The sequence below is a fragment of the Rhodoferax sp. genome (assembly GCF_013297935.1).
Taxonomy (GTDB): domain Bacteria; phylum Pseudomonadota; class Gammaproteobacteria; order Burkholderiales; family Burkholderiaceae_C; genus Allorhodoferax.
Map to the genome: position 1 here is coordinate 59,111 of NZ_JAAFIX010000013.1, position 10,913 is coordinate 70,023.

The 10,913-nt window shown below is 60.5% G+C and carries 10 protein-coding genes; all 10 read left to right on the forward strand.

The window, feature by feature from the left end; translation table 11 throughout:
* Positions 1-144 precede the first annotated feature (144 nt).
* Positions 145-1,173 carry a multiple monosaccharide ABC transporter substrate-binding protein gene (gene chvE, locus QZW03_RS15465; RefSeq protein ID WP_296510916.1) on the forward strand — a complete coding sequence of 343 codons (1,029 nt, stop codon included), beginning with the start codon at positions 145-147 and terminating at the stop codon, positions 1,171-1,173.
* An 87-nt stretch (positions 1,174-1,260) separates the two neighbouring features.
* Positions 1,261-2,793, forward strand: a complete 1,533-nt coding sequence (mmsA, locus tag QZW03_RS15470; RefSeq protein ID WP_296510905.1) for a multiple monosaccharide ABC transporter ATP-binding protein — start codon at positions 1,261-1,263, stop codon at positions 2,791-2,793.
* A 1-nt stretch (position 2,794) separates the two neighbouring features.
* Positions 2,795-3,988, forward strand: a complete 1,194-nt coding sequence (mmsB, locus tag QZW03_RS15475) for a multiple monosaccharide ABC transporter permease (protein WP_296510906.1) — start codon at positions 2,795-2,797, stop codon at positions 3,986-3,988.
* A gap of 9 nt (positions 3,989-3,997) precedes the next feature.
* Positions 3,998-4,927: a dihydrodipicolinate synthase family protein gene (locus QZW03_RS15480; protein WP_296510907.1), complete on the forward strand. Its 930-nt coding sequence runs from the start codon at positions 3,998-4,000 to the stop codon at positions 4,925-4,927.
* A gap of 32 nt (positions 4,928-4,959) precedes the next feature.
* Positions 4,960-6,120: a Gfo/Idh/MocA family oxidoreductase gene (locus tag QZW03_RS15485; protein ID WP_296510908.1), complete on the forward strand. Its 1,161-nt coding sequence runs from the start codon at positions 4,960-4,962 to the stop codon at positions 6,118-6,120.
* 17 nt (positions 6,121-6,137) lie between these two features.
* Positions 6,138-7,574, forward strand: a complete 1,437-nt coding sequence (locus QZW03_RS15490) for an aldehyde dehydrogenase family protein (protein ID WP_296510909.1) — start codon at positions 6,138-6,140, stop codon at positions 7,572-7,574.
* A 17-nt stretch (positions 7,575-7,591) separates the two neighbouring features.
* Positions 7,592-8,656: a multiple monosaccharide ABC transporter substrate-binding protein gene (gene chvE / locus QZW03_RS15495; protein WP_296510910.1), complete on the forward strand. Its 1,065-nt coding sequence runs from the start codon at positions 7,592-7,594 to the stop codon at positions 8,654-8,656.
* A 126-nt stretch (positions 8,657-8,782) separates the two neighbouring features.
* Entirely contained in the window at positions 8,783-9,583 is an 801-nt protein-coding gene (locus tag QZW03_RS15500; RefSeq protein WP_296510911.1) for a TIGR00266 family protein, read from the forward strand.
* Between the two features lie 50 nt (positions 9,584-9,633).
* Positions 9,634-10,443, forward strand: coding sequence for a FliA/WhiG family RNA polymerase sigma factor (locus QZW03_RS15505; RefSeq protein ID WP_296510912.1), 810 nt, complete (start codon positions 9,634-9,636; stop codon positions 10,441-10,443).
* Positions 10,444-10,515: 72 nt separating this feature from the next.
* A partial coding sequence (cynS, locus tag QZW03_RS15510) for a cyanase (RefSeq protein WP_296510913.1) occupies positions 10,516-10,913 on the forward strand: 398 nt, incomplete at its 3' end.

Below are 10,913 nucleotides of genomic sequence, written 5' to 3' on the forward strand. Positions count from 1 at the left end.
TGGAAATAAATCAATGTGGTAATTAAGATTCGCCGCCTGAGCCGAAAAAAAGGCGAAGACGCATCTGACAGAAGCAACTAACACAGGAGACATTTCATGACAGCACGTAGAACCACCCTCAAGGTACTTGCAGCAAGCCTTGCCATGGGTCTGGCCTTCGGCACCACCGTAGCCAACGCACAAGACAAAGGCCTGGTCGGCGTCGCTATGCCGACCAAGAGCTCTACCCGCTGGATCGCCGATGGCAACAGCATGGTCGCCGCCTTGGCTGCGAAAGGCTACAAAGCCGATTTGCAGTACGCGGAAGATGACATCCCCAACCAGTTGGCCCAGATTGAAAACATGATCACCAAGGGCGCCAAGGTCCTTGTGATTGCCGCTATCGATGGCACCACACTGACCAACGTACTGCAAAAAGCTGCTGACAAAGGCATCAAGGTTGTTTCTTATGACCGCCTGATCGTCGGCTCTAAAAACGTTGACTACTACGCCACCTTCGACAACTTCCAAGTGGGTGTGTTGCAGGCACAAACACTGGAAAAAGGCTTGGGACTGAAAGAAGGCAAGGGCCCTTTCAATATCGAACTGTTCGGCGGTTCCTCTGACGACAACAACGCGTTCTTCTTCTACGACGGCGCCATGTCCGTGTTGGACCCGTACATCAAGTCCGGCAAGCTGGTGGTTCGCTCCAAGCAAACCGGTATGCAAAAAGTGGCAACCCTGCGTTGGGACGGCCAAGTTGCCCAGGCCCGCATGGAAAACCTGTTGAGCGCTTACTACGGCAAAGACAAAGTGCACGCAGTGTTGTCTCCGTATGACGGTATCTCCATCGGTATCCTCTCCGCACTCAAAGGTGTGGGCTACGGCACAGCGGCACAACCCATGCCATTCGTGAGCGGCCAGGATGCGGAAGTGCCTTCGGTGAAGTCCATCATCCGCAAAGAACAGTACTCCACCATCTTCAAAGACACTCGCGAACTCGCCAAAGTGGCAGCCAACATGGTGGACGCTGTAATGGCCGGCAAGCAGCCTGAAATCAACGACACCAAGACCTACAACAACAAGGTCAAGGTAGTGCCTTCCTACCTGCTCAAGCCCGTGGCAGTGGACTTGTCTAACTACAAGCAAGTGCTGGTAGGTAGCGGTTACATCAAAGAAGAGCAACTGAAGTAATCTTCAGTCTCGAAAAAGAGGCCCTGTGCCCCACAGCACAGGGCTTTTTACATTCTCCCGGTTCAAGAGACAGATCGTTGAGGCACCATGGCTGAACCCATTCTAGAAATGCGCGGGATGCGCAAAACCTTCCACGGGGTGACTGCGCTAAGCAATGTCAATCTCACCGTGCAAGAAGGCCAGATCCACGCCGTTGTCGGCGAAAACGGCGCGGGCAAATCCACCCTGATGAAAGTGCTGAGCGGCGTCTATCCCCACGGTGATTACGAAGGCACCATCCGCTACCAGGGCGAGGAATGCCGGTTTCGCGGCATCCACGATAGCGAGGCTAAAGGCATCATCATCATCCACCAGGAGTTGGCGCTGGTCCCGCTGCTGTCCATCACTGAGAACATTTTTCTCGGCAATGAGCAAGCCCGTGGCGGTGTCATCGACTGGAATAGCTCCTACGTCAAGACACAGGCCTTGTTGACCAAGGTAGGGCTGAAAGAGTCGCCCAACACCCTGATCACTAACCTCGGCGTCGGCAAACAACAGCTGATCGAAATCGCCAAGGCACTGTCTAAAGAGGTCAAACTCCTCATTCTGGATGAGCCCACTGCCAGCTTGAATGAAACGGACAGTGATGCGCTCCTCGAACTCTTGCTCGAACTCAAGCGCCAGGGTATCTCCTGCATCCTGATCTCGCACAAGCTCAACGAAATTTCCAAGGTGGCTGACGCCATTACCGTGCTGCGCGATGGCGCCACGGTGGCGTCGCTCGACTGCCATGCCGAACCCGTGAGCGAAGACCTGATCATCCGCCACATGGTCGGACGCGAAATGGAAGACCGTTACCCCAAACGCACCCCGAATGTGGGGGACACAGTCTTTGAAGTGCGGGACTGGGTGGTGCACCACGCCATCCACGCCGAACGCAAAGTCATCAAAGGTGTCAACCTGCACGTCAAGCGTGGCGAGATCGTAGGTATTGCCGGCCTTATGGGCGCAGGCCGCACCGAGCTGGCCATGAGCATTTTCGGCCGCACCTACGGCCAGAACATCAGTGGCAAGGTGCTGCTTAACGGCAAAGAGGTCGACACCAGCACGGTGCAAAAAGCCATCGACCACGGCATTGCCTATGTCACCGAAGACCGCAAAGGCTATGGCCTGGTGCTCGACGAAACCATTGCCTGGAACACCACGCTGGCCAATTTGTCTGCGGTGTCCCGCAACACCGTGATCAACGAAGGCAAAGAGTTCAGCGTAGCCCAGGACTTCCGCAAGAAGCTCAACATCCGCAGCCCCAACGTGTTTGCCCGCACCGTCAACCTGTCGGGCGGCAATCAGCAAAAAGTGGTGCTCAGCAAATGGCTGTTTTCCGAGCCGGAAGTGCTCATCCTCGATGAGCCCACCCGCGGCATCGACGTGGGTGCGAAATACGAGATTTACACCATCATCGCGCAGCTCGCTGCCGAGGGGAAATGCGTACTGATGATCTCCAGCGAAATGCCCGAACTTTTGGGCATGTGTGACCGGATCTGTGTACTGAATGAAGGTGCTTTTGTGGCCGAATTCCCGGCAGCAGAAGCGACACAAGAAAAAATTATGCGTTCTATCGTGACGTCAGGAGTGAACTGAAATGACAAGCACCACCCCGGAAACCAAGGCCCCCGCAAGCGGCGGAGGCATGGCCTTTTTAAAAAACAACCTGCGTGAATACGGCTTGCTGATGTCGCTCGTCATCATCATGGTGTTCTTCCAGGTCAAGACAGACGGCACTCTTTTCCAACCCCTCAACCTCACCAACTTGATCCTGCAAAACAGCTACATCATCGTGATGGCGCTGGGCATGTTGCTGGTTATTGTGGCGGGCCATATCGACCTGTCGGTGGGCTCTGTGTGCGGCTTTGTCGGTGCGGTGGCTGCCGTGCTCATGGTGAACTACAACTGGCACTACGTGCCAGCCACCATCGTCTGCCTTATCCTGGGCGGTGTTATTGGCGCGGCGCAAGGGTACTGGGTCGCGTTTTACAAAATACCGTCGTTCATCGTGACCCTCGCGGGCATGCTGGTCTTCAAGGGCCTGGCCCTGGCCGTGCTCGAAGGCGCTTCGGTGGGCCCTTTCCCACCTGAGTTCCAGCTGCTCAGCACCGGCTTCATTCCCGATCCGTTTGCCGGTGAAACCTTGCGCGTCACGACCCTGGTCATCGGCATGCTGATTGCGTTGGTCATGTTGGTGAGCAAAGTGCGTGGCCGCGCCGACCGTGCCGCACACGGCATGGAAAACGAACCCGTTGTTTTCTTTGCGATTGCTAACTTGGTTTTCATCGGAATGATCGTGGCCTTCAGCTACCAACTCGCCTCCTACAAGGGCCTGCCTAACGTGCTGGTGGTTATGTTGTTGTTGATGTTGGCCTACGACTTTGTGGCCTCCCGCACCACCATCGGCCGCCGTATCTACGCACTGGGCGGTAACGAGAAAGCCGCCAAGTTGTCGGGCATCCGCACCGAGCGCCTCACCTTCTACACCTTCATCAACATGGGTGTGTTGGCCGCACTGGCCGGCTTGATTTTCGCGGCCCGTTTGAACACCGCCACGCCCAAGGCCGGCTTGGGTTTTGAACTCGACGTGATCGCAGCCTGTTTCATCGGTGGTGCATCCGCCTCCGGTGGTGTGGGCAAAGTGCTGGGCGCAGTCATCGGCGCTTTCATCATGGGCGTCATGAACAACGGCATGTCCATCATGGGCATCGGCATCGACTGGCAACAAGTCATCAAGGGCCTGGTCTTGCTGGCCGCCGTCTGCTTCGACGTCTACAACAAAAACAAATAAGGCCTCGCCATGTACTCTGCGACTAATGCCCGTTACAAGGGCGTGTTCCCTGTCGTCCCTACGACCTTTAACGACGCCGGTGAACTCGACCTGGAGAGCCAGAAACGCTGTGTCGATTTCATGATCGACGCCGGCTCCACCGGGCTGTGCATTCTGGCCAACTTCTCCGAGCAATTTGTGCTCGGCGATGCTGAGCGCGAAGTGCTCACCCAAACCATTCTGGCGCATGTGAACGGCAGGGTGCCGGTCATCGTGACCACCACGCACTTCAGCACCCAAGCCACTATGGCCCGCAGCGTGCAGGCTCAGGAGTGGGGTGCTGCCATGGTCATGGTCATGCCGCCATACCACGGCGCCACCATCCGCGTGCCTGAGGCGCAAATCTACGAGTACTTCACGCGCTTGTCGGACGCGATCAACATCCCCATCATGATCCAGGACGCACCGGTGAGCGGCACGCCGCTGTCGGTGCCATTCCTGGCCCGCATGGCGCAAGAGATCAAGCAGGTGTCGTACTTCAAGATAGAGACTGCGGGCGCGGCCTCCAAGTTGCGCGAACTCATCCGTGTGGGCGGTGCCGCCATTGAAGGCCCGTGGGATGGCGAAGAGGCCATCACCCTCATGCCCGATCTGGACGCCGGTGCCACCGGCGCCATGACCGGCGGCGCGTACCCTGATGGCATCTGCAAAATTGTGGATGCCTATGCGGCCGGCCGCCGTGAGGAGGCGGCTGCCCACTACCAGCAGTGGCTGCCCCTGATTAACTATGAGAACCGCCAGGGCGGCATACTGACCGCCAAGGCCCTGATGAAGGAAGGTGGCGTGATCGCCTGCGAAGCCGGTCGCCACCCCTTTCCCGCCATGCACCCCGACACCCGCGCTGGTCTTATCGACACCGCTAAGCGTCTGGACCCCATGGTGTTGCGCTGGGGCCGGTAAACCCGACCACCCCCTGAGAAAGAACCGCCACCATGTCAGAAAACACCGTCTTCCAGCTCCTGGGCCGCCGCTTGCGGCTTGCCGTGATCGGCGGGGGACCCGGCTCCTTCATCGGTGCCATGCACCGCCAGGCCGCACGCTTGGATGACCGTTTTGAGCTGGTGGCGGCAGCGCTGTCGTCGGACCCCGAGCGATCCAAAGCCAGCGGCCAAAGCATTGGCGTAGCGGCAGACCGTTGCTACCCCGATGGCGCTGCCCTGATTGAAGCCGAAGCACAGCGGGCCGACGGTGCCGAGGTCGTGGCCATCATGACGCCCAACGACAGCCACTTCCGCTTCTCCATGCTCGCTCTGGACCATGGCATGGACGTCATTTGCGACAAGCCCATGACCAACACCCTGCAAGAAGCCGAGGCGCTCCACGCCAAGGTGCTGAGCAGCGGCCGTGTGTTTTGCCTCACCCACAATTACACCGGCTACCCCATGGTGCGCCAGGCCAAGGCCATGGTCATGGAGGGCCAGCTAGGCGAGATCCGCCTGGTGCAGGTCGAATATGTGCAGGGCGGTCGCGCCAAAGCCGGCCCGGGCCGCAGGGCCTGGAAAGAAGACCCCGCCCGTGGCGGCCCCTCGCTGGTCATGGGCGACATCGGCACCCACGCGCACAACCTGCTACGCTTTATCACCGGGCTCGAAGTGGCACATGTGGCGGCCGAAGTCGGCGCCATCGTGCCCGACCGTGCCACCCACGACTTTGCAGGTGCCATGCTGCGCATGAGCAATGGCGCGCGTGGCAGCTTCTGGGTGACCCAGGCGGCGGCGGGTGTGGAAAACGGCTTGCGCATCCGCGTGAGCGGCTCACTGGGCAGTGTGGAGTGGCACCAAGAGCACCCGCAAGTGCTGCAATTCAAGCCGCTGGATGCACCCGCCCAAGTGCGCACGCCCAATGGCCCGGGCACCCTGCCCCTGGCCGCGAGCGCATCGCGCATCGTGGCGGGCCATCCCGAGGGTTTTCATGAAGCCTTCGCTAACCTGTACACCAACGCCGCAGACACCATCGCGGCGCAGCGCAGCGGCACTATGCCCGATCCGCTGAACCTGTTTTTTCCGAATGCGAGCGACGGCTTGCAGGGCATCCGCTTTGTGGCCGCCGCCATTGCCTCCAGCCAGAACCACAGTGCCTGGACTGCTGTTTAACTTTTCACCTTCAACCCATGACACAACACAACAACCTGATCAACGGCGAATGGCTCGCCGGCACCGGCTACGCGCCCAACATCAACCCGTCCAACCTTGCCGATGTAATCGGTGAATACGCCCAGGCCGATGTGGCCCAGCTCAATGCCGCAGTCGCCGCCGCCCAAAAGGCCTTCCCCGCCTGGTCTACCGGCGGCATTCAGGCCCGCGCCGATGCACTCGACAAAATCGGCAGCGAAATCCTGGCCCGCAGAGAAGAGCTGGGCACCCTGCTCGCCCGCGAAGAAGGCAAGACCCGCGCAGAAGGCATCGGCGAAGCCGCCCGGGCCGGCAACATCTTTAAATTCTTTGCCGGTGAATGCCTGCGCCTGGCCGGTGAAACCCTGCCCTCCGTGCGCCCCGGCATCGGCGTGGAGGTGACTCGTGAGCCTTTGGGCGTGATCGGCCTCATCACCCCCTGGAACTTCCCCATCGCCATTCCTGCTTGGAAGATTGCCCCCGCACTGGCCTACGGCAACTGCGTGGTCTTGAAGCCTGCCGACCTGGTGCCCGGTTGCGCGTGGGCGCTGGCCGACATCATTCACCGCAGCGGCATTCCTGCCGGGGTGTTCAACCTCGTCATGGGCTCGGGCCGCGTCATTGGCGACGCCTTGGTCAACCACCCCGGCATCACCGCCGTGAGCTTCACCGGCTCGGTGGGTGTAGGCCAGCGCATTGCGGCCGCCTGTGCCGGCCACATGAAAAAGGTGCAACTGGAAATGGGCGGCAAGAACCCGCAAGTGGTGCTCGACGATGCCGACCTGAACGTGGCGGTAGAGCTCAGCGTGCAAAGCGCCTTCTACTCCACCGGCCAGCGCTGCACAGCGTCCAGCCGCCTGATCGTGACCGACAAAATCTACCCCGCCTTCATCGACGCCATGCAAAAGCGCATGGCTGCCATCAAGGTGGGCGACGCCCTGGCCGCTGGTATCGACATCGGCCCCGTGTCGTCCCAAGCGCAGCTGGAGCAAGACTTGTCGTATGTAGAAATCGGCAAGGCCGAGGGCGCCACCCTGCTCATGGGTGGTGAACGCCTCACCCGCGACACCGAAGGCTTCTACATGGCCCCGGCCCTGCTGGTGGACAGCACAGCCGCCATGCGCATCAACCGCGAAGAAATCTTCGGCCCGGTGGCCAGCGTCATCCGCGTCAAAGACTACGAAGAAGCCTTGGCCACCGCCAACGACACACCCTTTGGCCTGTCGGCCGGCATTGCCACCACCAGCCTCAAGTACGCCACCCACTTCAAGCGCCACAGCCAAGCCGGCATGGTCATGGTGAACCTGCCCACCGCAGGGGTGGACTACCACGTGCCCTTCGGCGGGCGCAAAGGCAGTAGCTATGGCTCGCGCGAGCAGGGCAAATACGCGGCTGAGTTCTTCACCACGGTGAAGACGGCTTACACACTGGCATAAGTACCGAGGCCCACACCATGCGCACCCTTCGGCGGATCTTTTTAAGTAGCTTGTTGTTGGTGCCCATGGCCTGGGCCCAGGCCCAAACCAGCAAAGGTGCGGTCGGCATCCTCATGCCCACCGTGACCTCCCAGCGCTGGGTGGTCGATGGCTTGGCCATGGTGCGCGCCATGGACAAGCTGGGCTACCGCCCCGATCTCAAATACGCCAACGATGATGTGGCGATCCAGATCGCCCAAACCGAGGAGATGCTCAAAAGCACCGACATGAAGGTGCTGGTCATCGGTGCTATCGACGGCAGTAAGCTCGCGCCGGTGCTGAAAAAAGCCGCTGAGCGCAACATCAAAGTCATTGCGTATGACCGCCTGATCCGCGACACCCCGCATGTGGACTACTACGCCACGTTCGACAATTTTCAGGTCGGCGTGCTGCAGGGCAGCTACATCGCAGAGCACCTGGGTCTGGACAAAGGCAAGGGCCCTTTCACCATTGAGCTGTTCGGCGGATCGTCCGACGACAACAACGCCTTCTTTTTCTACGACGGTGCCATGTCCGTGCTCAAGCCCTATATCGACAAGGGTCGCCTGGTGGTGGGCTCGGGCCAGATGGGCATGGACAAGGTAGCCACCCAGCGCTGGAGCGGTTCGGTAGCCCGCGCCCGCTTGGTGCAGATTCTTGACAAGCACTACACCAAGCAACGCTTGGACGCCCTGCTGTCCCCCTACGACGGTATCAGCATGGAACTGATTACCGCCATGAAAAAAGCCAACTACGGCCAAGGCACACAGCCCTTGCCGGTGGTCACCGGCCAGGACGCTGAAATGCCTTCGGTGCGCTCCATCATCCGCGGGGAGCAAACCTCCACCGTGTTCAAAGACAACCGCGAACTCGCCCAAGTGGTCACCACCATGGTGGACGCCATTCTCTCGGGGAAAAAACCCGTCATCAATGACGAAAAAACCTACAACAACGGGCAGAAAGTGGTGCCCGCCTTCCTGCTGAAACCGGCGGTAGTCGATATCAACAACTGGCGTGCCACCTTGGTCAACTCCGGCTACTACAAGCCCGACCAGTTCCGCTAAGCAGCCGGGGCCTTGCGCACCGGCAGAGCCCCTTCCCGCAGGGGGCTTGTTTACGCCTGTGCCACACGCTGCTGCTAAGGTGTGGTCCTCGGCCCGGCAGGCGGGCCCGACTACAGGAGTAACAACATGGCCATGGATGTGGTGGACTACGAAATCTTCGGTTCCGAGATGCAATACGTCGAGGTCGAACTCGACCCCGGCGAGGCCGCCATCGGCGAGGCGGGGGTGATGATGTACATGCAATCCGGCATCGCCATGGACACCATCTTTGGCGACGGCTCTCAGCAAGGCGGTTTTTTCGGCAAGCTCATGGGTGCCGGCAAACGCCTGCTCACCGGCGAGGGGCTGTTCACCACCGTGTTTCAAAATGAAGGCAACGGCAAACAGCGTGTCGCGTTTGCCGCGCCTTACCCCGGCAAGATCGTGCCCATGGACTTGAGCCAGCTGGGGGGCACCATCCTGTGCCAAAAAGACTCGTTTTTGTGTGCAGCCAAAGGCGTGGCACTGGGCATTGCTTTTCAGAAAAAGCTGGGCGTGGGCCTGTTTGGTGGCGAGGGCTTCATCATGCAAAAGCTCGAAGGCGATGGCATGGCCTTTGTGCACGCCGGCGGCACCCTGATGGAGCGCACCCTCGCACCCGGCGAGACCCTGCGGGTCGACACCGGCTGCGTGGTGGCGTTTCAGCCCACCGTGGACTTTGACATCCAGTTCGTCGGCAAAATCAAGTCCGCCATCTTCGGCGGCGAAGGCCTGTTCTTCGCCACTCTGCAAGGCCCGGGCAAAGTGTGGCTGCAAAGCTTGCCGCTGTCGCGGCTGGCCAACCGCATCATCCTCTCCGCACCTGCTGCGGGCGGGCGCTCTGCAGACCAAGGCTCGGTGCTCGGCGGAGGTGCCCTGGGCGGTTTTCTGGGCGGCGGCCGCGACTAAGCCCGCCACCGGGGCTTGGCGCACAATGGTGTGCACGCATCACCCGACCCATGGCCACACCGCCCCCCCTGCCTGCACAGGCGCTCACAGACGAAGACCGCAAGCTGGTGGAAGACCACCAGCCGGTCGTGCGCTCCGTGGCGAGCCATCTCGGGCGCCGGTTGCCGCCCAATATTGACAAGGCCGACCTGGTGCAAGACGGCCTGCTCGGCCTCATGGAAGCCCTGCTGCGCTGGACCAAAGAGCTCACCGGCACCCACTTTGAGAGCTACGTAACACTGCGGGCCCAGGGCGCCATGATTGACGGCTTACGCGCCGCCGACCCGGTGAGTCGTCAGGTGCGCAAAGACATGCGGCGGGTGGAAGAAGCGCTGCAGCAGCTCAGCCACCGCCTGGGCCGCCCGCCCACCGAAGGCGAGCTGGCCGAGCGCCTGGCCATGTCGCTGGCCGACTACCAGCAACTCCTGCAAGACGCGCAGGGCTATGTGCTCATTTCCCTGCAAGACCTGACTGGCGACAACGTCGACCAATACCTCAAGCGCTGCGAGCTGGACAACGCCGACCCCCTTGCCCTGCTAGAGCGCTCTGCCTTGCGCCAGGCGCTCGCTGAATCTATCCAGCTCCTGCCCCGCAAAAGCCAGATATTGCTCACGCTCTACTACGAGCACGAAATGAAGATGCACGAAATCGGCCGGCACCTGGGCCTGTCCGAGGCGCGCATTTCGCAAATGCACACCCAGTCGATTGCGCAACTCCGGGCCTCACTGGCCGACCGCGATGTGCAGCGCTTGCTGGCTCCGCGCATGCGCCCGCGCAGCGAGCCCGACGAATCGGAATATGGTGTTCTGAGCAACACCTGAAACCGTGCCCTGCCCTCCGGGCACGATGCTTGCTGCCCCGCTCCTGCCATTCAACACCCGCAGGAGCACCCCATGAACCGCAACGACATCACCGAAAAAATCATCACCGTCAAAGTCAGCAAAGGCATCACCTGGGAATCGGTGGCCAAAAAAGTGGGCTTGAGCAAAGAGTGGACCACCGCCGCCTGCCTGGGCCAGATGACGCTGGACGACAAGCAAGCCAAGATCGTGGGCAAGATCTTTGGCCTGACGGTCGAGGAGCAAAAGTGGCTGCAAGTGGTGCCCTACAAAGGCTCGCTGCCCACCCCGGTGCCCACCGACCCGCTGATCTACCGCTGGTATGAAATCGTCAACGTGTACGGCACCACCATCAAAGAACTCATCCACGAAGAGTTCGGCGACGGCATCATGAGCGCCATCGACTTCTCCATGGACATCGTGCGCCAGCCCGACCCCAAGGGCGACCGGGT